The organism is Stenotrophomonas sp. YJH_SMC_138, from assembly GCF_059369855.1.
The window spans coordinates 40,678-67,398 of record NZ_JCAFTB010000003.1; the positions used below are offsets into that span (position 1 = coordinate 40,678).

23 protein-coding genes are annotated in these 26,721 nt (G+C 67.4%); 13 read left to right on the forward strand and 10 right to left on the reverse strand.

Going from position 1 to position 26,721, the window contains the following annotated elements:
- Positions 1 to 499: 499 nt before the first annotated feature.
- Together AC5P7I_RS08345 and AC5P7I_RS08350 are read right to left on the reverse strand one after the other, a co-directional pair.
- Positions 500 to 1,594, reverse strand: coding sequence for a dipeptide epimerase (locus AC5P7I_RS08345; RefSeq protein ID WP_014645715.1), 1,095 nt, complete (start codon positions 1,592 to 1,594; stop codon positions 500 to 502).
- Complete coding sequence (locus AC5P7I_RS08350) at positions 1,591 to 3,030, reverse strand: C40 family peptidase (protein WP_126411641.1); 1,440 nt, start codon at positions 3,028 to 3,030, stop codon at positions 1,591 to 1,593. The genes AC5P7I_RS08345 and AC5P7I_RS08350 overlap by 4 nt, the downstream gene beginning before the upstream one ends.
- A gap of 132 nt (positions 3,031 to 3,162) precedes the next feature.
- Here AC5P7I_RS08350 and AC5P7I_RS08355 point away from each other — a divergent pair, with 132 nt between their 5' ends.
- From AC5P7I_RS08355 to hglS, 9 genes are all read left to right on the forward strand, one after another.
- Entirely contained in the window at positions 3,163 to 4,635 is a 1,473-nt protein-coding gene (locus AC5P7I_RS08355; RefSeq protein WP_111206363.1) for a transglutaminase-like domain-containing protein, read from the forward strand.
- A gap of 51 nt (positions 4,636 to 4,686) precedes the next feature.
- Positions 4,687 to 7,686, forward strand: a complete 3,000-nt coding sequence (locus AC5P7I_RS08360) for a TonB-dependent receptor (protein ID WP_262088302.1) — start codon at positions 4,687 to 4,689, stop codon at positions 7,684 to 7,686.
- The gene (locus AC5P7I_RS08365) at positions 7,674 to 9,260 is read left to right on the forward strand and encodes a serine hydrolase (protein ID WP_049441430.1); all 1,587 of its coding nucleotides are present in this window, start codon (positions 7,674 to 7,676) and stop codon (positions 9,258 to 9,260) included. The genes AC5P7I_RS08360 and AC5P7I_RS08365 overlap by 13 nt, the downstream gene beginning before the upstream one ends.
- Positions 9,193 to 9,906: a M15 family metallopeptidase gene (locus AC5P7I_RS08370; protein WP_049441432.1), complete on the forward strand. Its 714-nt coding sequence runs from the start codon at positions 9,193 to 9,195 to the stop codon at positions 9,904 to 9,906. Before AC5P7I_RS08365 ends, AC5P7I_RS08370 begins: the two co-directional genes overlap by 68 nt.
- A gap of 209 nt (positions 9,907 to 10,115) precedes the next feature.
- Positions 10,116 to 10,487: a hypothetical protein gene (locus AC5P7I_RS08375; protein ID WP_046428249.1), complete on the forward strand. Its 372-nt coding sequence runs from the start codon at positions 10,116 to 10,118 to the stop codon at positions 10,485 to 10,487.
- 232 nt (positions 10,488 to 10,719) lie between these two features.
- A complete protein-coding gene (locus AC5P7I_RS08380; RefSeq protein ID WP_014035758.1) occupies positions 10,720 to 11,130 on the forward strand; it encodes an EF-hand domain-containing protein in 411 nt (136 codons plus the stop codon).
- 95 nt (positions 11,131 to 11,225) lie between these two features.
- Positions 11,226 to 11,978, forward strand: a complete 753-nt coding sequence (locus AC5P7I_RS08385) for an HAD family hydrolase (protein WP_049397778.1) — start codon at positions 11,226 to 11,228, stop codon at positions 11,976 to 11,978.
- 31 nt (positions 11,979 to 12,009) lie between these two features.
- Positions 12,010 to 12,498, forward strand: a complete 489-nt coding sequence (locus AC5P7I_RS08390) for a hypothetical protein (RefSeq protein WP_053495789.1) — start codon at positions 12,010 to 12,012, stop codon at positions 12,496 to 12,498.
- A 160-nt stretch (positions 12,499 to 12,658) separates the two neighbouring features.
- Positions 12,659 to 14,023: a 2-oxoadipate dioxygenase/decarboxylase HglS gene (hglS, locus tag AC5P7I_RS08395; RefSeq protein ID WP_197621500.1), complete on the forward strand. Its 1,365-nt coding sequence runs from the start codon at positions 12,659 to 12,661 to the stop codon at positions 14,021 to 14,023.
- 110 nt (positions 14,024 to 14,133) lie between these two features.
- Here the strand turns inward: hglS and scpC are convergent, their stop codons facing one another.
- Positions 14,134 to 15,648, reverse strand: coding sequence for a succinyl-CoA:acetate CoA-transferase ScpC (gene scpC, locus AC5P7I_RS08400; protein ID WP_197602883.1), 1,515 nt, complete (start codon positions 15,646 to 15,648; stop codon positions 14,134 to 14,136).
- A gap of 386 nt (positions 15,649 to 16,034) precedes the next feature.
- On the opposite strand from scpC, the gene glnE reads away from it, so the two are divergent.
- Complete coding sequence (gene glnE / locus AC5P7I_RS08405; protein WP_262219571.1) at positions 16,035 to 18,830, forward strand: bifunctional [glutamate--ammonia ligase]-adenylyl-L-tyrosine phosphorylase/[glutamate--ammonia-ligase] adenylyltransferase; 2,796 nt, start codon at positions 16,035 to 16,037, stop codon at positions 18,828 to 18,830.
- A gap of 702 nt (positions 18,831 to 19,532) precedes the next feature.
- Here glnE and AC5P7I_RS08410 read toward each other — a convergent pair.
- From AC5P7I_RS08410 to AC5P7I_RS08435, 6 genes are all read right to left on the reverse strand, one after another.
- The gene (locus AC5P7I_RS08410) at positions 19,533 to 20,093 is read right to left on the reverse strand and encodes a queuosine precursor transporter (RefSeq protein ID WP_262088300.1); all 561 of its coding nucleotides are present in this window, start codon (positions 20,091 to 20,093) and stop codon (positions 19,533 to 19,535) included.
- Positions 20,094 to 20,168: 75 nt separating this feature from the next.
- Positions 20,169 to 20,684, reverse strand: a complete 516-nt coding sequence (locus AC5P7I_RS08415) for a hypothetical protein (RefSeq protein ID WP_014645728.1) — start codon at positions 20,682 to 20,684, stop codon at positions 20,169 to 20,171.
- A 31-nt stretch (positions 20,685 to 20,715) separates the two neighbouring features.
- Entirely contained in the window at positions 20,716 to 21,219 is a 504-nt protein-coding gene (locus AC5P7I_RS08420) for a hypothetical protein (protein WP_014645729.1), read from the reverse strand.
- Positions 21,220 to 21,238: 19 nt separating this feature from the next.
- A complete protein-coding gene (locus AC5P7I_RS08425) occupies positions 21,239 to 22,090 on the reverse strand; it encodes a DUF2145 domain-containing protein (protein WP_197602877.1) in 852 nt (283 codons plus the stop codon).
- A gap of 48 nt (positions 22,091 to 22,138) precedes the next feature.
- The gene (locus AC5P7I_RS08430; protein ID WP_014645731.1) at positions 22,139 to 22,366 is read right to left on the reverse strand and encodes a hypothetical protein; all 228 of its coding nucleotides are present in this window, start codon (positions 22,364 to 22,366) and stop codon (positions 22,139 to 22,141) included.
- A 128-nt stretch (positions 22,367 to 22,494) separates the two neighbouring features.
- Positions 22,495 to 23,454, reverse strand: a complete 960-nt coding sequence (locus tag AC5P7I_RS08435; protein WP_262088299.1) for a mitochondrial fission ELM1 family protein — start codon at positions 23,452 to 23,454, stop codon at positions 22,495 to 22,497.
- A 126-nt stretch (positions 23,455 to 23,580) separates the two neighbouring features.
- On the opposite strand from AC5P7I_RS08435, the gene AC5P7I_RS08440 reads away from it, so the two are divergent.
- On the forward strand, positions 23,581 to 24,171 hold the full coding sequence (locus AC5P7I_RS08440) for a malonic semialdehyde reductase (protein ID WP_262088298.1): 591 nt from the start codon (positions 23,581 to 23,583) through the stop codon (positions 24,169 to 24,171).
- Positions 24,172 to 24,257: 86 nt separating this feature from the next.
- Positions 24,258 to 24,965: a YceI family protein gene (locus tag AC5P7I_RS08445; protein ID WP_005415047.1), complete on the forward strand. Its 708-nt coding sequence runs from the start codon at positions 24,258 to 24,260 to the stop codon at positions 24,963 to 24,965.
- Between the two features lie 157 nt (positions 24,966 to 25,122).
- Here AC5P7I_RS08445 and AC5P7I_RS08450 read toward each other — a convergent pair whose 3' ends face one another.
- On the reverse strand, positions 25,123 to 25,524 hold the full coding sequence (locus AC5P7I_RS08450; protein WP_046428265.1) for a hypothetical protein: 402 nt from the start codon (positions 25,522 to 25,524) through the stop codon (positions 25,123 to 25,125).
- Positions 25,525 to 25,733: 209 nt separating this feature from the next.
- Between AC5P7I_RS08450 and AC5P7I_RS08455 the strand changes: the two genes are divergently transcribed.
- Entirely contained in the window at positions 25,734 to 26,564 is an 831-nt protein-coding gene (locus tag AC5P7I_RS08455; RefSeq protein ID WP_169411553.1) for a hypothetical protein, read from the forward strand.
- Positions 26,565 to 26,721: the final 157 nt, after the last annotated feature.

Sequence of the window (26,721 nt, forward strand, 5' to 3'; positions counted from 1 at the left end):
GTCTGCAAAGGCGTTGCGGTTGGCCGCATAAAGCGAATTATGGGGTGGGTCGGGCGGGTGGGGATTGCGGGGGACGCCGCAAGTACGTCCGTGTAGGCTTGGCCGCCGCATTCATGCGGCGGACACCCCCGCAAGCCCCACCCGCCCGACCCTGGACACATCGCGCGCGTGCCAGCCGCGAAGGGATTACGGGGTAGGGCAAAAACAAGCGCTTCCACGCGTGGCGTGGATCTACTGGGTGCAGCTGTTGCATTGGACGTTGAGTCCGCCTTGTAGCGAGCCGAGCACCGCAGGTCCGGCGAGGGCGAAGAGGCGCGGGTGTCTGAGCGCAGCGAGTTCCCGCGCCGTCCCTCGACGGGCCGAGGAGCGCAGGGAACCGGTGCGTAGCACCGGCTCGCGGCCGGCGGAGCGTTTCTTTTGGTTACTTTTCTTTTCGCGAAAAGAAAAGTAACGCGCGACCCAACGTCAGTGGCACGCAACGTCAGCCGCAAGGCAGAAATCAACCCAGCATCTCCAGCCCGCGCACTTCGGTGATGCCCAGCCCCGGCACGTCGCTGATGCTGATCTCCGATTCGTTGAAATGCACGCCGCCGCTGACCGGATCGAACTGGCCCAGCGAGGGGCCGTCCAGATCGACCTTGGTGATCACATCGCTCTTGGCCACGGCCAGGTGCACGGCGGCGGCCACGCTGATGCTCGATTCGATCATGCAGCCGATCATGCACGGCACGCCGTAGATGCCGGCAATGTCGGCGATGCGGATCGCGTTGGACAGGCCGCCGGTCTTCATCAGCTTGATGTTGATGATGTCGGCCGCGCGCTGCTGGATCAGGTCCATCACCTGGCTCGGGCTGAACACGCTTTCGTCGGCCATCACCGGCGTGTTGACGCGGTCGGTGACGTACTTCAGGCCGCTGATGTCGGCCGCTTTCACCGGCTGCTCCAGCAGTTCAAGTACCACGCCGGCGTCTTCCAGGGTACGCATCGCATGCACCGCCTGCTTGGCGGTCCAGCCCTGGTTGGCGTCCAGGCGCAGCAGGGCGCGGCCTTCCACGGCGGCATGGATCGCCTTGACCCGTTCGATGTCCAGGCCGATGTCCTTGCCGACCTTGATCTTCAGCGACTCGAAGCCGCGTTCGATCGCCGACAGCGAGTCGGCCACCATCTTGTCGATGTAGTCCACGCTGATGGTGATGTCGGTGGTGATCACCGGGTCGCCGCCACCGAGCATCTGGTACAGCGGGGCGCCGTGCAGCTGCGCCCACAGGTCGTACAGCGCGATCTCCACCGCCGCCTTGGCGCTGGTGTTGCGCTCCATCGCGGTCTGCACCAGCGTGCACAGGTGGTTGAGGTTGACCACGTCCTGGCCGATCAGGCGCGGGGCGATGAAGTGGCGGATCGCTTCGATGATCGAGCCGTGCGTATCGCCGGTGATCACGGCGGTGGCCGGGGCTTCACCATAGCCGGTGTTGCCGGTGTCGGTGCGGATCAGCACCACCACGTCTTCCACGGTTTCCACCGTGCGCAGGGCGGTCTTGAACGGTGTCTTCAACGGCACGCGCAGCATGCCCAGTTCGATGGCGGTGATCTTCATTCAGGAGTCTTGGCCCGCAGGCGCTGGATGTTGGTGATGCGGTCGATGTAGCGGACGGTATCGCTGGCCATCATCGGCTCCAGCGGCGTGACCGAAACACCATTGAGATGGGCCTGCACGCGCGTGCCGTCGGCACCGAACCAGCTGCCGCCCGCCGTATCGTGGATCACCCACGTACGGCCGTCGACGTGGCCGATGGCCATCATCACGTGGCCGGGGATGTAGACCAGATCGCCGACCTTCAGGTCGGTGACGGCACGGTCGCGCAGTGCCTTGCCGTCCTTGCCGGTGAACGGCAGGCGATCCAGCGCCGGGCTGACCGCCTGTGCACTGGTATTGCGTGGCAGCAGCACGCCGAAGCTGCGGTAGATCTCGGAGACGAAACCGCTGCAGTCGCGGGTGTCGTAGTCGTGGCCCCAACCGTAGCGCTCGCCGAGGAACTTGAAGGCCTGCTGCAGCAACAGGCGCGGGGTCAGGGCCAGGTAGTCGGCGGCGGTGTCCTGCGAGCGCGGCAGCAGGGCCGGTACCAGTTTCAGGCGACCATCTGCCTCGCGTACCGGCAGCTGCACCACCCATGATGCGTGCGCCTGCTGGCCGTTCACCGGTTCTGACGCGGGCCAGTCGGCCAGCACCGGCAGGCGCACGCCCATGTCCAGTTGCAGGCGCGAGACACGCGGTTCTTCCGGGGTGTAGGCGGTCTGCGCGGTGGCACCGGTGATGATCCGGTAGGGCCCCTTCGCGCCGTAGCCGAGCACCGTGGCCTTGTCGCCGCTGGCGATGGCGTCGGCTTCGATCCACGCGCTGTAGCGCTCGCTGTGCACGAACAGCCAGCGGCCGTCGGCACTGCGGTGGACCACGGCGACCTTGTCGCCGGGGAACAGTGCCGATTCCTGGAAGCGGTCGATGTCGGTGTCACCGACGGTGCTGAAGACGCGCTCGCGGGTGGGGAAGGTGCGCAGTGCGGCACGCTTCACCACCAGCCCGTAGGCCGGTGCCACCTGGGCGGGAATCGCATCAAGGCCGAGGTTGGCTTCGATCGCGCTGCGCAGGGCCGGCGCGATGGGCGTGCCCTTGTCGCTGTAGAGGGTGCGCGTGGGCCAGCTCGACAGCGCGGTGATGCTGGCACGCACCGTCGCCCCATCAAGCTGGGCTGGCAACGCCGCGATGTCCTGGATGTGGCTGTCCTGCGCCCGCATCCGTGCGTTCTGCGCCTCGATCTGCGCGCGATCCAGGATCGGCGCATCGGCGTTGTCCAGACGCGCCGCCCAGTACTGCGGCGTCAGGTAGGCCTCGTGCAGGCCGATCACATAGGGCAGCGGTGCGCCGGGATCGGGCGCCGGGGCGGCCTGTGCAAAGGCCGGTGCGGCCAGCAGGCACAGGGCCAGGGTCAAGCGGCGCGGCCAATGCCGGTGCCGTTCGCGGGAAGCCAGGCTCATGCGGTGCACACCCTCCTCGAATGCCTTGTGGAATATTTATTCCTTTCGGCATCGAAAGCAAGAATAAATTATTGACCGGCATCCCGGCCCGTGTTACACAGCCGTTACCACCCGCGCTGGGGAAGTGTCGCTGTGGATCCTGCCATTCGCAAACCGCGTCTGCCTGCTGCTGCCGGCCTGTGTGCCGCGCTGCTGCTGTGGGTGTCGGTCACGCAGGCGGCAGACGGGCGCAGCAGCCAGCAGCGTGCGCGCCAGGCGCAGGTGATCGACCTGATCGACGGCGGCCGCTTCAGCGACGCCGATGCGTTGCTGGCGACAGGGAGCGATGCTGCCGAAGGCGCGTTCCAGCGTGAGCGCATGCGCCGCATCCGCCTGGATCTTTCCCTCGACGAAACCGCCGCCAAGTCTGCCGTGCGCCGCTGGATTCCCGACCTGACCGACGAGGAATTCGCGCGCTGGGACCAGCTTGGCCTGATCGAGCATCTCGATATCGATGGCGAGCGTTGGTACTTCAAGCGCGCACCGTCGAACCTGTTCCTGCTCAGCGACGAAGCACGCGCACGCCGCCGTGCGGATGCACCGATGCCGCCTCCGGGGCCCAACGAAGTGCTCAACGCGCACCACACGCGCGTGGTCGCCGCGGCCGAACAGAGTGGCCGGGCGTCGGTGCTGCCGCAGCGTATCGAATTCACCCAATCGCTCACGGTGAAGGCCGATGCCGTGCCGGCCGGCGAAACCGTGCGTGCCTGGATTCCGTACCCACGCGAGATCCCCGGCCAGCAGGAGCAGGTGCAGTGGCTGGGCAGCAGCCCAGGCAAGGCGCGGGTGGCACCGGCCAGCACCTTGCAACGCACGGCCTATCTGGAGGCCAAAGCGGTGGCCGGGCAGCCGACCCGCTTCGAGATCCGCTACGCGGTCACGATCTTCGCCCGGCATACCGCGATCGACCCGGCCGTGGTGCAACCGACCCCGGCCGATACGGCGTTGAAGCCGTATCTGGCCGAGCAGCTGCCGCATGTGCGCTTCACCCCTGCGTTGAAGCTGTTCTCCGACCAGGTACTGCAGGGCGAGACGCGCCCATATGAAGTGGTGCGCAAGCTGTTTGCTGCGGTCGACCGTATTCCCTGGGCCGGTGCGCGCGAATATTCCACGCTCAGCAACATCAGCGATTACGCGCTGCGTTCCGGCCATGCCGATTGCGGGCAGCAGACCCTGCTGCTGATCGCGCTGCTGCGCCTGAACGGCATTCCCGCGCGCTGGCAGTCGGGCATGGTGTTCTCCGACGATGGCAGTGGCTACAACAACCTGCATGACTGGGGACAGGTCTACCTGGCGCCGTATGGCTGGCTGCCGATGGACGTGACCACCGGCGCACTGGCCAGCGATGTGCCGGCCTTGCGCAACTTCTACCTGGGTGGCCTCGATGGCTACCGCATCGCCTTCAACGATGATTTCGGCCAGCCCCTCGTGCCGGCCAAGCAGCACTTCCGCTCGGAAACGGTCGACTCGCAGCGCGGCGAGGCCGAGTGGGCAGGCGGCAACCTGTACTTCGACCAATGGAGCTACGACTTCCAGTGGCGGGTACTGCCAGCCAGGCAACGCTAGCGCGACACATCGCATTCCACACCATTCAATTCTTGCAGGAGAGAGCAGGGGATGAAGGCTTACAGCATCAAGCGGGCGGCGTTGTGCGTCGCTCTCGGGGCGTGTCTGGGCGTGATCGCGCCCAGCGCATTCGCACAGGATGGTTCAGTGGTCGGCCGGCTGGTCAGCGATGCCGGCCAGGTACCGACCGGTGCCACGGTGACCGTACGCAACCCGGCAACGGGCTTCGTGCGCTCCGTACAGGCCGAAGCCAACGGCAGCTACCGCATTCCGCTGCTGCCGGTCGGCACCTATGACATGGAGGTGAGCCTGCCGGGTGGAGGCGCCAGCCGTGTCGGCCAGGTGACGGTCAGTCTCGGCAGCGCGACCACGGTGAACGTGCCGCTGGGTGCGGTCAGTACCCTGGGCACGGTCGAAGTGCGGGCGCCGCAGGTGGTGTCGATGGTGGATGTGAAGTCCACCGAGTCGGCCACCAACATCACCCGCGAGGAGCTGTCGCGCCTGCCAGTGGACCGTGACATCACCGCGGTGGCGCTGCTCGCGCCGGGCGCGGTGAAGGGCAAGGGGTCGCTGGGCGGGCAGGGCATTTCCTTCGGCGGTTCGTCGGTGGCCGAGAACACCGTCTACATCAATGGCCTGAACGTCACCGACTTCTACAACCGGGTCGGCTTCTCGTCGGTGCCGTTCTCGTTCTACCAGGAATTCCAGGTCAAGACGGGCGGCTACTCGGTGGAGTTCGGGCGCAGCACCGGCGGCGTCATCAATGCGGTGACCCGCTCGGGCAGCAACGATTTCAAGGCCGGTGCCGAACTGGTGTTCGAGCCGCGCGCGTGGCAGTCGCAGGCACGCGACCGCTACGACGGCAGCGGCAGCCGCTACATCACCGCCAGCCGCGACGACTACAGCCGCAGCGCGCTGAATGTGTTCGCTTCCGGTGCGCTGGTGCAGGACCGCCTGTTCTTCTTCGGCATGTACGAGGCGCGCGACTACCGTCCCACCTCGACCAATGATGCCGGCACGCGCCTGAGCCAGGGCAAGGCCGATGATCCGTTCTGGGGCGGCAAGATCGATTGGCAGATCACCGACAACCAGATGCTGTCGCTGTTCGGCTTCTCGGACAAGAGCAAGACCCTCACCGACGTCTACGCCTACGACTACGCCACGGGGCAGACCGTGGGCGAGCGCAGCAACCAGATCTACAACACGGTGGGTGGCAAGAACTGGTCCGGTACCTACAGCTGGCAGGTCAACAACGACCTGACCATGAAGCTGATGTACGGCGAGAACAAGCGCAACCGTGTGCAGAGCTCGTTGATGGACCAGAACTGCAACCGCGTGTTCGACAACCGCACGGCCGGCCAGGGCGTGCCGCCGTCGCTGCAGGGCGACCGCAGCTGCACCAGCAGCTCGCAGCTGGAGTCGGCGCTGGACACGCGCAAGGCCGCGCGCGCGGATTTCGAATGGACGTTGGGCAACCACCTGCTGCGGTTCGGCCTGGATCGGGAAGAGAACACCTCCGATTACAGCCGCGCCTATCCGGGCCCGGGCGGCTTCCGCTACGACATCTACTACCGCACTCCCGGCAGCTCGCTGAACGGTGGCGTGGTGCCGGCCAGCGGCGTGGTCGTGCGCACCCGTCGCTATGAAGTGGACGGGGCCTTCGAGACGATCAACTCGGCCTACTACCTGGAAGACAACTGGCAGGTGACGCCGAATCTGCTGCTGAACATGGGCCTGCGCCTGGAAGCCTTCGACAACAAGGGCGGCGACGGCAGCAGCTACATCAAGATCGACGACATGCTGGCCCCGCGCCTGGGCTTCTCCTGGGACGTGCGCGGCGATGGCACGACCAAGGTGTTCGGCAACCTGGGCCGATACTTCCTGCCGGTGGCCAACGTCATCAACATCAAGCAGGCCGGTGGTTTCCTCGACGAGCGCACCTGGTACGAGTTCCTCGGCTACACCGGCGCAGCCAACAACATCCCCAACCTGGGCGCGCAGATCGGCCCAGTGGACAACTCGCAGGGCGACGGCAGCGTGCCGGACCTGCGCGCGGAAGTGAACCGGGACATGGACCCGGTCTACCAGGATGAAGCGATCCTGGGCTTCCAGCAGATGATCAACGAGGCCTGGTCGGTGGGTGCCAGCGTGACCTATCGCCGGCTGCACAACGCCATCGATGACATGAACATCACCGCGACCGGCCAGTGTGGTGCCATCGACGGCGTGTGGATCATGGGCAACCCGGGGCGCACCAACACCGTGTGGGGTGACACCGACTGCGACGGCCGCAACGATGGCTGGATCAGCATCGACACCTCGAAGGAAGGTTGGGCGCTGTATGACGACAACGGCAATTATGTCGGCCAGCGCGGCTGGGTGAAGCCCAAGCGTGACTACAAGGCGCTGGAACTGCAGGTCGACCGCGCCTGGGACGGCAAGTGGGGCTTCAACGCCTCCTACACCCTTGCATACGGTCGCGGCAACGCAGAGGGCCCGGTCAACTCCGATACCGACTTCGCCGATGCCGGTCGCACCGAGAACTTCGACAATCCGTGGGTGAACTACGGGGGCTACGGCTACCTGGCCAACGACCGCCGCCACCAGTTCAAGTTCCGCGGCAGCTACGCATTGACCGAAAATCTCAGTGTGGCGGCCACGCTGGGCGTGCAGTCGGGCAGCCCGATTACCCGCTTCGGCGCCGGCAATCCGTTCGACGACACCGACTTCCACAGCTACTACGTGTGCGTGTCCAACTGCCAGGCGACGGTTCCGTCCCAGCGCGTGTTCGTGCATTCGCCACGCGGTGGCGATGGCCGCACGCCCTGGACCTATGACCTGGACGTGAGCGTCTCGTACAAGGTGCCGATTCCCACCGATCTGCGCCTGAAGCTGGCGGTGTACAACGTGCTCAACCAGCAGCGCGTGGTGACCGTGGACCAGGACTACGAGCCGCAGGACAGCATCGGCACGCCGAACCCGCTGTACCGCTACGGCACCGGCTTCCAGTCACCGCGCTATGCGCAGTTGACCGTGACATGGGCCTACTGAAGCCCGCACGGCAGGCTCGAAACTGTGTCTGCGCGGCGGCGCTGGCGGTGTTCCCGGTTGCGGTGGCACAGACCACCGCGACCGCCTCCCTCGATGCCGATGTCGCTGCCGTCGTCCAGCTCGAGCACCTGCCCGGGCTGGCGATGGCGGTGGTCGACAACGGGCAGGTGGTCTATCGCCACGCCGAGGGCGCGCGTGGCGATGGCGGCCGCATCGACGAGGACACGTTGTTCAAGATCGCCTCCAACAGCAAGGCGATGACTGCTGCACTGCTGGCGCGGCTGGTGCAGCAGGGCAGGCTGCGCTGGGATGATCCGGTACAGCGGCATCTGCCGGGCTTCCGCATGCACGATGCGTGGGTGGGCCAGCAGATGCAGGTGCGCGACCTGCTGATCCACAACAGCGGCCTGGGCCTGGGCGCCGGGGACCTGATGCTGTGGCCGGAACCGAACGCGTTCACCCGTGCCGACATCATCGCCGGATTGGCGCATCTCAAGCCGGTCAGCAGCTTCCGCAGTCACTACGCCTACGACAACCTGATGTATGTGGTGGCCGGCGAAGTGGCGGCGGCAGCGGGTGGCAAGCCGTATGACCAGCTGATGCGCGAGCAGGTGTTCGAACCACTGGGCATGATGCGCTGCCAGGTGGGGGCGTGGTCGGTGAAACGCGTGGGCAACGTAGCGCAGCCGCATGCCTGGCGTGGCGAACGCAATGAAGTGGTGAACGCCGATGGTGGAACCAGCCCGGACCTGCCGTCGATGGCGGCCGGCGGCATCCGTTGTTCGTTGCGCGACATGACGCGCTGGATGCAGGTGCTGCTCGATCCCACCCTGGCGCCCGGCTGGCTGGACACGGAGCAGCGCCGCACGCTGTGGACCCTGCACATGCCGATGCCGCTGGGCGAGCGCCAGCGGCGCTGGGACAACGCGCATTTCTACGGCTACGGCTATGGCTGGCGCGTGTCTGACATGGACGGCCAGTGGAAGGTGGCGCACACCGGCACGTTGTCGGGCATGTACTCGTCGCTGGCGCTGCTGCCTGATCGCCGGGTGGGCGTGGTGATGCTGATCAACGGCGAAGGCGAGGACGCACGCATGGCCCTGATGCAGGCCGCGCTGAAGCGCTTCACCGCAGCGGACGATGCGCGCCCGGCGATGGACTACCTGGCCGAACTGAAGGCTGACCAGGCAACGCGGGCCGCGACCGGCCATTCGCGGCCATCCACCGCGGCGGCGCAGGAGACGAGCCGTACGGACCTGTCCCGCTGGCAGGGCCGCTACCGCGATCCGTGGCTGGGCGCGGCCTCGCTCTGCCCGGGCAAGGACGGCCTGCGTTTCAGCGTGGACAAGTCGCCCAGGCTGCAGGCCACGGTGCTGCAGCTGCAGGGGCGCTGGCTGCTGCGCTGGGATACGCTGGGCGACGAGGCGCAGGCGTGGCTGCAGCCGGGCGAAGCCCCGGCACCGACGCTGGACCTGCGCGCCATCGACCCGGACATCGACTTCAGCTATGACTTCCAGGACCTGCATTTCACTCGTACTGGCGACTGCGCTGGCGGCGACCACCCGCGCCGCTGAGCCACCGCGCGTTTCACCGGCAGCCGACGCGGCCAGCGCCGGACTGGTGGAGATCCGCACGTTGTCGCCGCGCATCGACCTGGATATCCGCTACGCCGGTGCCAACAACTTCACCGGGGCGCGCGTGCCCGGCTACGAGGCGCCATCGTGTTATCTGCTGGCGCCGGTGGCGAAGGCGCTGGCACAGGTGGAACAGGACCTGCGCGGCGATGGCTTCGGCCTGCGCCTCTACGACTGCTACCGGCCGGTGCGTTCGGTGCAGGCCTTCATGGCCTGGGTGAACGATCCGCGCGAGCGCTCGCGCAAGGCACAGCAGTACCCGGACCTGGACAAACCACGGTTGCTGGCCGACGGCTACATCGCCGAGCGCTCTGGCCATAGTCGTGGCGCCACGGTTGATCTGGGCCTGCTGGATTGCCGCAGCGGTGCATGCACGCCGCTGGACATGGCCACCGACTTCGATTTCTTCGGTCCACGCGCGCATACGCAGGCAAGCGGATTGAGCGATGCGCAACAGGCCAATCGCCAGCAACTGGTGCGCGCGATGGCGCGGCGGGGCTTCGTCAACTATCCGCAGGAGTGGTGGCACTACACCCTGCAGCCCGAACCGGACCCCGGCACCGCGTACGATGTCCCGGTACGGTAGGGGCATCGGCAGGGCTGCGCCCCGCCTCTGACAGTTTCCCGCGTGGTCCGTTGTAGAGCCGAGCCCATGCTCGGCTGCTCCTTGTTCAATCGTCGAGATATTCGATTTGGATGGAGATTCATCCACGCATGGCGTGGATCCACTGTGGCTGCCGATTGGGTCCGGCGCAGATCCCTTACACTGGCCGCCTCTTCATCCCTGCCCACCCGATGAACCTTCCCCTGCACTTCGGCCTGCTCGGCACCCTGGAAGCCGGCGCCATCGCCCTGCTGGTCGGGCTGCTGGTGTACTTCGTGTGGTCGCGGCTGTGCCGGCTGCTGCACTGGTCGGTGGGACATGCGATCGGCTGGTCCTGCGTCATCTCGGTGGTGGCCTCCGCTGGCATCGATGCGTGGAAGCTGTTCTACATGGGCATCGTGCGACTGGAGTCGCCGCTGTACGCGCGCCTGTTCCTGGCCACCATCCACGATCCGAACGAGCTCGGCAGCCGTGTCGTGCTGGAAATCGCCGGCGCGCTCGCCGGTGTCGCCTTGGGATGGGTGTTGTTCAGTTCGCGGTCATTGGAAAAAACCGTCGACTGACGCAGGTTTTTCGTTGCCTGCCGGTTAAATGCAGAGGCGCTGAATGCGCATCTTATGAGCTGCTCACTCCTCGCTAACCAGCGCGCTAAAGCATGCGTGGATGCGAGTGGTTAATCGTGCGTGTGGAGGCCGGTCGCGGCCCAAAATCGATTCAGAAACGCGGTGGCAGGGTAGGTGCCGTGCGGAAACAACAGGCCGCGCAACACCACCCAATATGCAGGAGACACCCCTGATGACTATTCGCAACCGCAAGCCCCTGATCGCCCTGATCGTCGCCGCCGGCAGCGTGCTGGCCATTCCGGCGATGGCCCAGTCGGCCAAGCAGCAGGCCGCACATGCGCAGAATGAAGCGGCGCAGGCCCAGCAGGCGGCAGCACAGGCCGGGCAGGCGGCTGACCAGGCGACCGATGCGGCCGCAGCGGCCTCGGCGCAGGCCAACGGTGGTGGCCAGACCTGGGCCAGCATCGATACCGATGGCAACGGCACCATCAGCAAGACCGAGGCGCAGGTGAACGCCGGCCTGGCCCAGGTGTTCGACCAGGCCGATACCAACAAGGACGGCGAGCTGAGCGCCGACGAGTACAAGGCCTACGTGGCCGCGCAGCAGGCCGGTGCGGGTGCCGGCGCGGCGCAGGGCCGCTGATCCAGACCTGATTCGGGAAGACCGGTGCATGGGGACCCGGGCGGCTGCGGCCGCCCGGGTTTTTCTCGTCATCGCCACCCCTGTATCCTTGGCCGATGAACACGTCCACGCCTGCGCCGTCGCGCGCCATCGGCCTGGTCGGTTTTGACGGTGACGACACGCTGTGGAAGAGCGAGGACTACTACCGCAAGGCCGAGCAGGATTACCTTGACCTGCTGTCGCGCTATGTCGACGTGCACGACACCCAGACCGCGCGCCACCTGCTGGAAGTTCAGCAGCGCCACCTGGGCACCTTCGGCTACGGCGTGAAGAGCATGACCCTGTCGATGATCGAAGCGGCCATCGACATCACCGGCCAGCGCATCGAGGCCAAGGACATCCAGCGCATTCTGGATATCGGCCACGATACCCTGCGCCACCCGGTGGAACTGATCGACGGTGTGCGCGAAGCCGTGGCGGCCATCGCCGAGCACTACCCGGTAGTGCTGATCACCAAGGGCGATCTGTTCCACCAGGAAGCGAAGATCAAGGTCGCCAACCTGGCCGAGCTGTTCCCGCGCATCGAGATCGTTTCCGAGAAGGACCCGGAAACCTACGCCCGCGTGCTGGCCGAATTCGACCTGCCGATGCAGCGCTTCGTGATGGTCGGCAACTCGCTGCGCTCGGACATCGAGCCGGTGGTGACCCTGGGTGGCTGGGGCGTGCATACCCCGTACGCGGTGACCTGGGCCCATGAGACCCAGCACGGCGTGGCCGACGACGAACCGCGGATGGTCACCGCCGATACCGCCCACGACTGGCCGGCCGCACTGGCGGCGATCGAGGCCAAGGCCGCTGCGGCGGCCTGACAGGGCCCGGCAGCTGCGGCAGAATCGTGGCATGAACGTCCGACTGCGCGCGCTGTTGTTGTCCCTGCTGCTGGCGCCGGCCACCGTGCCGGCCCAGCAGACCGCCGAGCGTTCGGCGGCGTATACCGTGGAAACCGGTGACCGCTGGATCGATGCCCAGTTGCAGGACATCAACCATTACGCCGAACGCTACCCCGATGCCTTCCTCGATGAAGTGTCGCGCTACGCCGATGTCCCCCGCGGCTACATCAATGCGCTGTTCACCACCCATGGCTGGCAGGCCGGGGATATCTATTTCGCCTGCTTCTGGGCCAAGGCCAGCGGCCAGACCTGCCGCGACAGCGTGCGCGCCTTCAGCCAGGACCCGGAGGGCGGCTGGGAAGCGGTGGTGAAGCGCATGCCGGCCAAGCCGGACAACCTGCATTACCGCGCTGTGCGGCATGCCATCGTGGCCAGCTACCAGCACTGGGACCGGCCGATCACCCTGGATGCCACCCTGAAGCGGCAGTTGAAGCGGTAGTGCCGGCCGTTGGCCGGCAACTGCACCCTTACAGGCATCAGGAGGTTGCCGGCCAGCGGCCGGCACTACCCGGCCATGTTGCTCTGCGTATCGCCGCCGCCGCGCGCTCCGGCGACAATACGGGTCCGAGCTGTTCCCCGTTCCCGTAATCGAGTGACTGATGAGCGTCTCTTTCGTTTCGCCTGATGTGATCCGCCGCCTGTTCGCGCAGGCCATGTCCCGCATGTACCGCACCGAAGTGCCGCTGTACGGCACGCTGGTGGAACTGGTGGAGCGGATCAACGCGCAGGTGCTTGCCCAGGACCCGGCACTGGCCGCGCAGCTGCAGCGCAACGACGAGCGTGCGCGCCTGGACGAAGAGCGCCATGGCGCGATCCGCGTCGGCACCGCGCAGGAGCTGGCGACGCTGCGCCGCCTGTTCGGGGTGATGGGCATGTACCCGGTCGGCTACTACGACCTGTCGGTAGCCGGCGTGCCGGTGCACTCCACCGCGTTCCGCCCGCTGACCGGCGCCGCGCTGGCGCAGAATCCGTTCCGCGTGTTCACCTCGCTGCTGCGCCTGGAGTTGATCGAAGACGAAACCCTGCGTGGCGAGTCGGCGAAGATCCTGGCACGCCGCCGCATCTTCACCGACGGCGCGCTGGCGCTGATCGACCAGGCCGAGCGTGACGGTGGCCTGTCGCAGGCCGATGCCGAGCGCTTCGTCGACGAAGCACTGGAAACCTTCCGCTGGCACGGCGATGCCACCGTCGATCTGCCGACCTACCACGCGCTGCACAATGCGCACCGCCTGGTGGCCGACGTGGTCAGTTTCCGTGGCCCGCACATCAATCACCTGACCCCGCGCACGCTGGACATCGACGCGGCGCAGGCGGCAATGATCGAGCACGGCATGGCGGCCAAGGCGGTGATCGAAGGGCCGCCGCGCCGCGCCTGCCCGATCCTGCTGCGCCAGACCAGCTTCAAGGCGCTGGAAGAGGCCGTGCATTTCCCGGATGCGGACGGTGGCGATGCCGGCACCCATACCGCGCGCTTCGGCGAGATCGAACAACGCGGCCTTGCGCTGACCCCGAAGGGCCGCGCGCTGTACGACCAGCTGCTGTCGCAGGCACGCGATGCCGGTGGCGAAGGCAGTACCGGTGGCGACTACGGGCAGCGCCTGCAGGCGGTGTTCGCCAGCTTCCCGGATGACCATGACACGCTGCGCCAAGAAGGATTGGGCTACTACCGCTACCAGCTGACCGACGCCGGCCGCGCCGCGCCGGAACGCGTGGCCGATCTGCCTGCCGAAGTGCTGGTGGCCGCCGGCCTGGCCACGGCCGATCCGATCGTCTACGAGGATTTCCTGCCGGTCAGTGCCGCGGGCATCTTCCAGTCGAACCTGGGCGGCGAAGAACAGCGCGCGTATGCCGCGCACGCCAACCGCGAGGCTTTCGAGCAGGCGCTGGGCGTGGCGGTGAATGACGAGTTCGAGATCTACGAGCGGCTGCAGGCTGAGTCGCTGGCGGCGCTGCGCACCGCGTGAAGGTAGAGCCGGCCGCTGGCCGGGCGCACCGCGTGAGGTAGAGCCGGCCGCTGGCCGGCTGTAGGGGAAGCCGGCCAGCGGCCGGCTCTACCCGATGTCCGGACCTGGGGTCAGCCCTTCATCGTGCCCGTATCCAGCCAGCGCTGGTGCCACGACAGTGCTTCGGGCAACAGGTGCGGGGTGTGCTTGCCGTAGCTTTCGCGGCTGGCACGGTCGAAGTAATCCTGCAGCTGCGGGCGGAAATCCGGGTGCGCGCAGTTGTCGATCAGCACCTGCGCGCGCTTGCGCGGGGTCAGGCCACGCAGGTCGGCCAGGCCCTGTTCGGTGACGATCACCGACACGTCGTGCTCGGTGTGGTCGACATGGCTGGCCATCGGCACGATCGCCGAGATGGTGCCGTTCTTGGCAGTGGACGGGCTCAGGAACGCCGACAGGAAACCGTTGCGGGCGAAGTCACCCGAACCGCCAATGCCGTTCATGATCCGCGTGCCCATCACGTGCGTCGAGTTGACGTTGCCGTAGATGTCCACCTCGATCATGCCGTTCATGCCGATGCAGCCCAGGCGGCGCACCAGTTCCGGATGGTTGGAGATCTCCTGCGTGCGCATGATGATGCGCTCGCGGTAGAAATCGATGTTCTCCTTGAACGTCTCGTTGGCCTGCGGGCTCAGCGCGAAGCCGGTACACGAGGCGTAGCTCAGCACGCCATCGCGCAGCAGGTCGAGCATGCCGTCCTGGATCACTTCGGTGAACGCGGCCAGGTCGCGGAAACCGCTCCTGGCCAGGCCGGCCAGCACGGCGTTGGGGATGTTGCCCACGCCCGACTGCAGCGGCAGCAGGTTCGGCGGCAGGCGGCCCTTCTTCACCTCGTGCTTGAGGAACTCGATCAGGTGCGAGGCGATCTGTTCGCTGGTCGCATCGATCGGACTGAACGGGCTGTTGCGGTCCGGGCCGTTGGTGCGCACCACGGCCACGATCTTGTCCAGGTCGCAGCGCAGCGCGGTGTCGCCGATGCGGTCGTTGGCGTTCACCAGCGGAATCGGCTTGCGGTGCGGTGGCAGCGCGGTGCCGTAGTAGATGTCGTGCATGCCGTCGACGCCGGCCGGCTGCCATTCGTTGACCTCGACGATCACCTTCTTGGCCAGGTCCAGCCAGGTCTTGTTATTGCCGACCGAGGTGGAGGGCACCAGCGAGCCATCTTCGCGGATGGCCGAGACTTCGATCACGGCGGTATCGATCTCGCCGTAGAAGCCGAACCACACGTGCTGGGCGACGTGGCTGAGGTGGATATCGATGTAATCCAGCTTGCCCTCGTTGATGCGGTTGCGCGCATCCGGATCGCTCTGGAACGGCATGCGCATGGCGATGCCATCGGCCTTGGCCAGCGCGCCATCGAGTTCCGGCGCGGTGGAGGCACCGGTCATCAGCTTGATCTGGAAGGGCTGGCCCTGGGCGTGCACCGCTTCGATGCGGCGGGCCAGTTCGACGGGAACGGCCTTGGGATACCCGGAGCCGGTGAAGCCGCTCATGGCCACGGTTTCACCGGGCTGGATCAGCGCGGCTGCGGCCTCGGCGGAGACCACGCGGTCACGAAGACGCGCGTTGGCGATGCGATCAACAGACATGACGACAGTGTTTCTGGGGGGAAGGCCGATTATCGGCCATCCTCATCCGTACGGGGGGTTCTACCTTCGTGGAATGGCTTTTCCCCACCGGGGTCACCCATACCTACCGGTTTTGTTTTGCAGTGCAGCGTGCAAAGTGCTTTCGCAGCCCGCACGATGGCCCTGCATCCCGACGTGGGGGAGGGAGCAGAGCCCGCTGGCAGTTCGCTGCAAGCGGGCTTTTTTATTGCCTGCCGCCCAGAATGAATGCGCGGCACCCCTTCGGGGTCGGATCCTTTTGCCAAGGGCAAAAGGCTCTGACCCCAGCAGCGGCATCAACCGGCGGCACCTCGGGGTCAGAGCCCTTCGCCGTTGGCAAAGGGATCCGACCCCGCGAGAATCAGCGCATGACCCTCGCCACCGCTGACCTGCCCGCCACCCTGCAGCCCCTTGTCGAACGCGCCCTGGCGCGCCTGGCCCAGGTCCTGCCCGAGCCTGTTCCTGCCGAGCTGCTGCCGCTGCTGACCCGGCTGGCGGTGGCCAGCGACTTCGCGCTGGACACCCTGGTGCGGCAACCGGCGCTGCTGGCGCAGCTGGCCGCCCCCGACTGCCCGCCGATCCCGGCGCCGGTGCTCGATCCGCTGCAACCCAGCGACTGGCCGGCACAGCTGCGGCGCTGGCGCACCGCGATGTCCACGCGGCTGATCTGGCGTGACCTGGCCGGGCTGGACGACGTGGCGCAGACCCTGGCTGGCGCCACCACTCTGGCCGAGGATTGCCTGCGGCTGGCGCTGGACGCCCTGCAGCAGGAATTCGCACAGCGGCACGGCGTGGTTCGTGATGGCGCAGGCGTCCCCCAACAGCTGGTGGTATTCGGCCTGGGCAAGCTCGGCGGTGGCGAGCTCAACTTCAGTTCCGATATCGACCTGGTCTATGCGTACCCGCAGGGCGGCGAATCCGACGGTCCGCGCGCGCTGGCCGCCGAGGAGTATTTCGCCCGCCTCGGCCAGCGCCTGGCCAAGCTGCTGGACGAAACCACGGTCGATGGCTTCAGCCACCGCGTCGACCTGCGCCTGCGCCCGTTCGGCAGCGCCGGTCGCGTCGCGCTGTCGTTCGCGGCGATGGATCAGTACTTCCAGCGCGAAGGCCGCGACTGGGAGCGCTATGCGTGGCTGAAGGCGCGCGCGGTGGCCGGCGATATCGACGCCGGCGAAGCGTGGTTGCAGACCCTGCGCCCGTTCGTATACCGCCGCTACCTGGATTTCACCGCACTCGACGGCCTGCGTGAGATGAAGGCGGCGATCACCGCCGAAGTCGCGCGCCGCGAGCTGCACGAAGACATCAAGCGCGGCGCCGGTGGCATCCGCGAAATCGAGTTCCTGTGCCAGGCGCTGCAGCTGATCCGCGGTGGCCGCGAGCCCGCGCTGCGCGAGCGCCGCCTGCTGGTGGCACTGGACGCGCTGGTGGCCGCCGGACAGATTGCGCCCGCCGATGGCGCTGCGCTGCGCGAGGCCTACCTGTTCCTGCGCCGGTTGGAGAACCGCCTGCAGATGCTGCGCGACGCGCAGACCCACGTGCTGCCCAGCGACGCGCTGGACCGCGCGCGCATCGCCATCGGCCTCGGCTACCCGGATTGGGAGGTACTGCGCGCGGCACTGGCCGAACAGCAGCAGCGGGTCAGCACCGAATTCGCCGCGCTGCTGGCCCCGCGCAGGGGCCAGGCCGCGCCCGACGCGCTGGCCAACTACTGGCGCAGCCTGCCCGAGGGCAGCAACGCGCCGTTGCTGGCCGAAGCCGGTTTCCTCGATGCCAATGGCGCAGACCAGTCGCTGCGCGATTTCGCCCAGGGCACCGGCGTGAAGTCATTGTCCGATGCGGCGCGTGCGCGGCTGGATCGCGTACTGCCCGCGTTGCTGCATGCGGCCACGCGTTCGCCGCAGCCCGATGCCGCGCTCAAGCGCGTGCTCGGCCTGCTGCAGGCGGTCCTGCGCCGGACCAGCTATCTCGCGCTGTTGGATGAACAACCGAGCGCGTTGGCGCGTCTGGTCGATGTGCTGGCACGCAGCGCGCTGCTGGCTGAGCGGCTGGTCGCGTATCCGCTGCTGCTGGATGAACTGCTGGATGTGCGCGTGTCCGGGCCGATGCCCGATGCGGCCGGCATGCTGGCCGAGTGCCAGCAGGTGCTGGCGGTGGAGGATCCCGAATCGGCACTGCGCTGGCTCAACGAGACGCGGCTGGCGCTCAGTTTCCGCATGGCGATGGCCACGCTGGACGGCCGCCAGGGCGCGGTGGACAGCACGCGGCAACTGGCCGAACTGGCGCAGGCGGTGGTGGTCACCGTGCTGGCGATGGCCGAGGCGGACATGCGCGCCGCGCACGGCGCGATTCCCGGTGGACGTTTCGCGATCATCGGCTACGGCAGCCTCGGCGGGCTTGAACTGGGCTTCGGTTCCGACCTGGACCTGGTATTCCTGCACGACAACCCGGCCGGCGTGGAGGCCAGCGACGGCGCGCGTCCGCTGGAGCCGGGGCGCTGGTATGCGCGGCTGGCGCAGAAGGTGATGGCGCTGCTCGGTGCGGTCACCGCCGCCGGCCGCCTGTACGACATCGACGTGCGCCTGCGCCCGGATGGCGGCAAGGGGTCGCTGGTGTCTTCGCTGGCCAGCTACACCGAGTACCAGCGCGAACGTGCGTGGACCTGGGAACACCAGGCGCTGGTGCGCGCGCGTGGCGTGGCCGGCGATGCCAGCCTGCTGGCCGATTTCGAGCAGGTGCGTGCACAGACGCTGGGGCGTGAGCGCGACATGGGTGTGCTGTATGCCGACGTGCTGAAGATGCGCGGCCGCATGCGCACCGAACTGGACCGCAGCGACGCCGCACGGCTGGACCTGAAGCAGGGTGCGGGCGGCGTGGTGGACCTGGAATTCCTGCTGCAGACCGGTGTGCTTGCGCGCAGTGCGCGGCACGTGGCGTTGCTGCAGCCGCGCGATACGCCGTCGTTGATCAATGCGTTGGCTGGTGTTGGTTTCCTGCCCGATGCCACTGCGCAGGCGCTGCATGGCGCGCACGCCACGCTGTTGGACGTGGGCCTGGCCTGCACGCTGGACCGCCGCCCGCGGCTGGCCCCGACCACGCCGGCGATTGAAGAGGCGTGTGCAGCGATTGCGGCGGCGTGCAGAGCGGCAGAGCTGCCGTTCGCCTGAGTGCCGGATGGCGGAGGACTGCAGTTGGTAGATGCCAACCTTGGTTGGCATGAATGCCAAGCGCCAACCAAGGTTGGCGACTACCGGCTCAATGGCCCTTCGGTGGCCCGCTCCTGGTAGGTGCCGACCGTTGGTCGGCACAATCTGTCGGCAGCGATGAGTTCTGCAGGGCGTGCCGACCACCGGTCGGCACCCACCGGCTCAATGGCTCTTCGATGGCACGCCGTTGGTAGATGCCAACCTTGGTTGGCATGAATGCAAAGCGCCAACCAAGGTTGGCGACTACCGGCTCAATGGCCCTGCGATGCCCGCTCCTGGTAGGTGCCGACCGTTGGTCGGCACAATCTGTCGGCAGCGATGAGTTCTGCAGGGCGTACCGACCAACGGTCGGCACCCACCGGATCAATGGCCCTTCGATGGCACGCCGTTGGTAGATGCCAACCTTGGTTGGCATGAATGCCAAGCGCCAACCAAGGTTGGCGACTACCGGATCAATGGCCCTGCGAGGGCCCGCCGTTGGTAGGTGCCGAGCTTGGTTGGCATGAATGCCAAGCGCCAACCAAGGTTGGCGACTACCGGATCAATGGCCCTGCGACGCCCGCTCCTGGTAGGTGCCGACCGTTGGTCGGCACAATCTGTCGGCAGCGATGAGTTCTGCAGGGCGTGTCGACCAACGGTCGGCACCCACCGGATCAATGGCGGTCAGCTGGTGGCGCGCAACGGCGCCATCTTCCACAACAACGCGCGGAACGGGGCCAGCAGGCAGACACCGATCGCCAGCTTCACTGCCAGGTCGCCGGCGGCCCAGCTCACCCACGGCAAGGTGGAACCGGCAAACGCGATCGACCAGAAAAGGGTGGTGTCCACCGTCGCGCTGCAGGTGGTGGCCACCATCGGTGCGCGCCACCAGCTGCCGCGGCGCAGGCGGTCGAACACGGTGATGTCCAGCAGCTGGGCCACGATGAACGCCGAGCACGAGGCAATGGCGATGCGCGGGGTGGCCACCCAGATCGACAGCAGCACCGCCACCGCGAAGCCGATCCACGCCACGCGGCGCGCCGGGCCCGGGCCGAAGCGGCGGTTGATCAGGTTGCTGACCAGGAACGCGACCGGATAGCTGAAGGCGCCCCAGGTCAGCCAGCCGTTGATCGGGTACTGCACCAGCACGTTGGACAGCAGCACCACTGCACCCATGGCCAGTACCGCCAGCACCAGGGCGCGCGGGGTCAGCGGGGCAAACAGAGGGGCAGGACGCACGGACATGGCGAGCCAGGGGGACAAAGGGGATCGCCCATTATCCGCCCGGCCTGCGGCAAAGCCAAAACCGGTCGTTCAGCTTTACAGCGCTTCACTCATCACATCACCGGCGGCATAGGCCGTCGGCACATAGGCCAGGGTCTGGCCCTGCGCGCTCTTCACGTTCCAGCCGGCACCGGCCTCGGTGGGGTCGAAATGCACCCGTTGCCCGACCACGAAGGCTGCAGTCGGGTTCTCGCCCGGCGGCTGCACCGGCCAGCGCAGGGTGGCGGTGTGGTCGGCCTTGTCCGGTACCTGCAACTGCACCTGGCGTTCGCCCGTGGGCGTGGTCTCCACCTTCTTCACTTCCATTGGCGGCAGCGGCACCGCCTTGGTGCGGGTCGCCCTGGCATTGCGTTCGCTGGCCTTGAACGGCGCCTTGGACAGTTCGGACAGGCCCATCGAGGCCGCCATCGGCAGCGACAGCACCACGAACGAGGTCACGATCACGCTGGCCTCGCTGCTGTTCAACTGCGGCGCGGCGCCGGCATGGACGGTGGGCACCAGCAGCGCTGAGAGCAGCAATGCAGTGGTGGGAACGCGCAGGCAACGGAACATGGAGACCTCCTGGTCAGCGTGGGGCGGCGGCTCAGCGCCGGGTATCGAAGATGTCGCGCGGGCCGGTAGCCTCGGGCAGGTATTCCAGCGCACGGCCCTGGTTGTCCTTCAACTGCCAGCCCTGGTCATTGCCCGTCGGCTCGAAGTTCACGGTCTGGCCCACGGTGAACTGCACGGCCGGGTCGCCAACGCCGCGCGGGTACTGCATCGACGCGGTGTTCTGCGGATCGTTGGCATCGCGCAGCAGCACTTCGCGGCGGCCGTCGACGGTAGTGGCAATCGCGCTCACCTCCATCTGCGGCAGCTTGATCTGCTGCGGGCGGGCCAGCGGCTGGCCGGCATCGGCGGCATCCTGGGCTTCCTTCGCCGCGGCGGCGCGGGCCGAGGCCACCATCTGCGTGGACATTTCCAGGCTCGGTCCCTGCGGGCCCGGGTCATGGATGATCACGATGCGGCGTTCGGCATGGGCGGCCGATGACCAGGCCAGCGCGGTGACGATCAGCATCGATACCAGGGAGTTGTGCAGCAGACGCATGTCGTTCTCCTTGCGGGATTCAGGGCGAGGCGGCGGTGGCACCGGCCACCGGCACATGGGGGATCACCAGTTCCTGCTGCAGCTGGCTGCGCTGGTGCAGGAAGTCGAACACCGATTCCACCGTCACCACCGAATAGTTGCCGGAGATGCGTTCGCCGGCCGGATGGTCGGTGGTGGTGGCGTTGGCCACGAACAGGCGCGCACCCACGCGCTTGCCCAGGCCGATATGCAGCACGCTGGGCTGGTACTTCTGCTGGCGCAGCCACTGCTGTGCCTGTTCGCGCTTGACGATGGCCGGCGCGCCTTCGGCCTGCGCCATCGCCGCCGCCAGCACTTCCAGCACCCACTGGTTGGAGTTCTGGTAGTCGGTGGCGAACGGGTAGGCGACCACGTTGTACTTGGTTTCGTGCAGCGCCTTGGGCTGGATCGAGGGCGGCACCAGCATCGCGCGCAGTGCGGCACGCAAGGGGGCCGACGGCACGCCGATGCGCAGGTCGGTATGGCCGCCGCTCTCGCCGACGAAGTTGCCGAGGCCCTCGTGGTACAGCTGCGAGCTGTCGGTCTTGCAGCGGTTGAGCAGGTGCATCGCGCGCCAGCGGCCGTCGTCCTCGCGCAGCAGGAAGGCCAGGTGGCTGTGGCGCAATCCATAGCGGCTCAGGTCCTGGCCACCGCGCGCGGCGACCACCACGTCCACATCGGGCAGCGCGTCCAGGCGTTCGGCGGTGGTCCAGGCCACGTCCAGCATCGCCGCCTGCGATGCCACACTGGGGTAGCGCTCGCGGCAGGCGGTGCTGTTGGCCCAGGCCGGTGCGGTCGCCAGCAGGCTGGCGATCAGCAGCGCGGCGCGGGGCAGGCGGGAAAAACGATCCATGTCGGTACCTTCAACGGCGGGCAGGCCCGCGCGCCGATCATACGCTGCTCAGCGCAGCGGGCGATCCACGCCCTTGCGCTTGAGCTCCTTGTCGCAGGCGTCACTGATGGGAGCCACCGGCAGTGGCGGGCGCTGGCCCTTCGGATCGCGCAGCGCCGGTTGTTCGCGGTACGCGTCCAGCTGCTGCTGGCATTGATACGAGATCGGATCCAGCTCGGTGGGCGCGGTGGAACACGCGGCGAGCAGGGCCAGGGGCAGCAGGAGCAGGGTACGCATGAAGAAGTTCAGTCCAACGGGGGGCCTTGGACTGTAACCGTGGTGCCGGATCGAAATGTTCAGAAAACGCTGCGCACTCGGCATTACCGCGATGCCAGGCGCCCAGGATTGCCGGCCAGCGGCCGGCACTACCCCAGTGCCAGGCGCTGTTTCACTTCCGCCGCCACCCGCGCGGTTTCGCGCAGCGGCTCGATGCGGTCGTACTGCCAGTCCAGCCAGTGCGCCTGCAACCGCCCACGTTCGCGCAGCTGCTGCTGGAAGCGCGCCAGGCGGCCCTGCGCTGTGTCGGCCAGCGCCACCATCACCGGCATGCGCGTGGCGCACGCCTCCGAGAGCAGGTTCACCGAATCGGGCGAGACCACCACGCGGTTGGCCCAGCCGAGCAGTCCGCCATAGGGATTGGTACCGTCGCCGCCATCGCCCCAGATCACGTGCGGCAGGTCGGCGAATTTCGCGCGCAGGATCTCCGCCAACGCCGGTGGGGTGCGTCGCGAGGTGGTGGCCAGCAGGCTGCCGCCTTCGCTGCGGATCTGCTCGGCCAGCGCCTGGAATACACCGACCATCGCCGTCTCATCCCACGGCGCCAGTGGCGTCGGCCCACCGACCAGCAGTGCGGTGCGCGGGCCGGGCAGGGTGCTGAAGCCGGCGAACGCAGCGCGGCCCCAGGCCAGCCAGTCATCGTCCACCGGGTTGAGGCTGCCGAGCAGGGTCAGCACGTTGCTGCCGCGCAGGGCGTCGTGTTCGGGCACCACCACCACGTCCCAGTGGCGCGCGCCGATGCGCGGGTCGAGGATCTGCACCACCTGGCTGCCGCGTGCGCGCAGCACGCGCAGGGCGCCAGCGGCCTGGCGGCCACAGCCGATCGCCAGCGCCGGGGCGTCGGCAGCCAGCGTCGCGAAGGCCTCGCCGTAGCCGTTCACATCGCCGGGCAGGCGCCGCGGCGACAGCCAGCGCCAGGGCGCGCGCGGTTGCAGCAGCAGCGGTCGGTGGGTGCCCTGGCGCAATGCCGAGGCCAGCGCGACCGCCTGGCGGACATTGCCCGCACGGCCGTCAGTGACCGTCCAGGGCGCGCTCGATCGTTTCACCATTGGCATTAATTCGTTTCAGTCCTGCTGGGTGTTGCAACAGTCGCGACACTCTACACTGCGGCTCGTCGATTCGCCCCGCGCCGCCCGCGGGCACTGACCCCCTTTCGCCGCCCTGGAGATCCACCGATGTCCCACGCGCTCGACGCTGCTGCCCTCGACCAGCTGTTCCGCACGGCCCGCACCCAGAACGCCTTCCTCGACGAGCCGGTCCCCGAGAGCCTGCTGAAGGAACTGTACGACCTGGTGAAGTGGGGCCCCACCGCGGCCAACACCACGCCGGCCCGCTTTGTCTTCGTCACCTCGAAGGAGGCCAAGGACAAGCTGGCCCCGGCGCTGTCCGAAGGCAACCTGGCCAAGACCATGGCCGCGCCGGTCACCGTCATCATCGGTTTCGACCTGGACTTCCACGAGAAGCTGCCGTACCTGTTCCCGCATACCGATGCCAAGGCCTGGTTCGACGGCCCGCAGGAAGGCCGCCATGAAGCCGCCATCCGCAACGGCAGCCTGCAGGGCGCCTACCTGATCCTGGCCGCGCGCGCGCTGGGCCTGGATGCCGGCCCGATGTCCGGCTTCGACCCGGCCAAGGTCGACGAAGCCTTCTTCGCCGGCACCTCCATCAAGTCGAATTTCCTGGTCAACCTGGGTTACGGTGATCCGGCGGGCCTGTTCCCGCGCCTGCCGCGCCTGTCGTTCGACGAAGCGGCGCGCATCGCGTAAGTCGCTGTATCGGTTTCGGGCCCGCCGTCGTGCGGCGGGCTCTTGCTGCACCGTGTACCCACCCTACGATCCGGAGAGTTCCTCAGATGAGCGCCACCCGTAAACTGCTGCTGCCGCTGGCCCTGACCCTGGCCATCGCCGCCTGCTCCAAGCCGGCCGACACCGCTGCCCCGGCCGCCGATGCCGCCGCCCCGGCCACCACCGAGCAGGCCGCCACCCCGGCCGCCGATGCCGCCGCTGCTGCGCCGGCTGCCGAAGCGATCAAGATCGCCTCGGGCACCTACAAGCTGGACCCGAGCCACACCGACGTGCTGGCGCAGTGGAGCCACTTCGGCTTCTCCAACCCGAGCGCGCACTTCGGCAACGTCGAAGGCACCCTGGTGTACAACGCCGAAGACGTGACCAAGTCCACTGTGGAAGTGAAGCTGCCGCTGAGTGGCCTGAACAGCTTCACCGCCAAGTTCGACGAGCACCTGAAGAGCGCCGACTTCTTCGACGCCGCCAAGTTCGCCGATGCCACCTTCAAGAGCACCAAGGTGGAAGCGGCCGGCACCAACAAGCTGACCGTTACCGGTGACCTGACCATCAAGGGCATCACCAAGCCGGTCACCCTGGACGTCACCGTCAACGGCGGCGGCGAGCACCCGATGGCCAAGGTTCCGGCCGCCGGCTTCGATGCCACCACCACCCTGAAGCGCAGCGATTTCGGCGTCGGCGCCTACGCTCCGAACGTCAGCGATGAAGTGAAGATCCGCATCACCACCGAAGCCACCGGCGAAAAGCCGGCCGCTTGATGCACCCCGCTCACTCGTCGTGAGAAGGCAGAAGGCCCGCTGAAAAGCGGGCCTTCTTTTTGGGTGCGGGGGAACGCGCGTTGGTAGATGCCAACCTTGGTTGGCACATGGGCACTCCGCAGGCCAACCAAGGTTGGCCACTACGGGGTACGCGCCCTCAGCGCAACGCGCCCAGCCACGCCACGCACGCTTCGCTCGGACTCTGCTTGGCCTTCACCGCCAGCCCGCTCACCCGCACGAACGTCTGCGCGGCCTGCGCCACCACCTGGCGTGCGATCAGCGCCGCCTGCTTGGTCGCGGCCTGCTGCTTGCGCAGCTGCACGATGTGCACCGACGGCCGGCCCACCGGCGCGTACTTCTGGTCGCGGCGCAATACATCGGCCACCTGCGCCACTTCGAATTCGGCCTGCAGGTAGCGGTGCTGTGCCGCCACCAGCTCGCGCAGCGGCGCGCGCAGTACGGCGGTGTCGGCGAACGCGGCCAGCGCCGCATCGCAGGCGGCGTCATCGGCAAAGCGGGTACGCAGCGCATCCACGCTGGCCAGGGTCAGTTTGGCCATGTGGGCCTCGTTGCTGCAGGAAAGGAGCGCGATTGTCGCATTGCCTGGCGGCTGATGCGTTGAACCGGGTGTCGGAATCCGTGTAGAGCCGAGCCCACGCTCGGCTCATCGCGCGCAGCGCGAGGGTTTTCCGATGGCGGAGCGGAGAGCAGCCGAGCGTGGGCTCGGCTCTACAATGGCCCGCTGTATCACCCACGGAAGGAAGACCCATGCAGGACGCGCAGTACTGGTTGAACGAATTCTGGTCGGGCCTGAGCGTGCTCGATCTGCTGGGCGGCAGCGTGCTCGGCACGTTGCTTGGCCTGGTGCTGGGCATCTTCGCCTGGCGCTGGCTGCACCGCCGCGGCTGGTTGCAGCGGCGCAAGCGCTGGCATCACTGGCTGCTGGCCAGCTACGTGGTGCTGCTGCCGCTGGCCACGGCCTTCTTCGGGCTGCAGCTGGGCTTCACCGCCGGTGCGCACCGCGCGCTGTTCAAGCAGCTCGATCATTTCCAGCCGCACCTGCAGACTCTGGTGGAAGGCTGGAGCGAAGGATTCACCGACTCGCTGGACGACCCGCGCATGCGCGAGGCATTGCGCAGCCAGGGCACGGTGGGCGATGTGGCCGACACCATCGCCTCGGCGTACCTCAGCGAACATCCGCTGCCCGGCCTGGACCGTCTTGGCAACGGCCCGTTGGCACGCGGTACCGGCTGGGTGATCGGCAAGGTGCGCGAAGGCCTGCTGCGCGGCATGGTGGAAGACACGCTGGTGGACAAGGCCGGCACCCTCGGCCTGGAACCCAAGGTGGTGCGCGAGGCGCTGACCATGCATGTGGATGAGCTGCTGCACACCCGTGGCGTGCTGCGGCTGGTGAAGGCGCAGATCAACGGCATGATGCCCGGCGTGTACTTCGGGCTGCTGCTGCCGCTGCTGGTCATCGCGCTGCTGGTGGCGCTGGAGATCTGGGCCGCGCAGCGGTTCGGGTGGACGGGGCAGGTGGCCAAGCCGCCGGTCGCGGTCCCTCTAGAGCCGAGCCCATGCTCGGCTCATCGCGCGTAGCGCGATGGGTCCATCGGTGGCCGAGCGGAGAGCAGCCGAGCGTGGGCTCGGCTCTACACAGTCAAAGGCGTGCGGACCAACGGTCCGCACCCACCAGGCAGGTTCTGGTGCATGGGGTCAGATCCCTTTTCCACAGGAAAAGGGATCTGACCCCGAG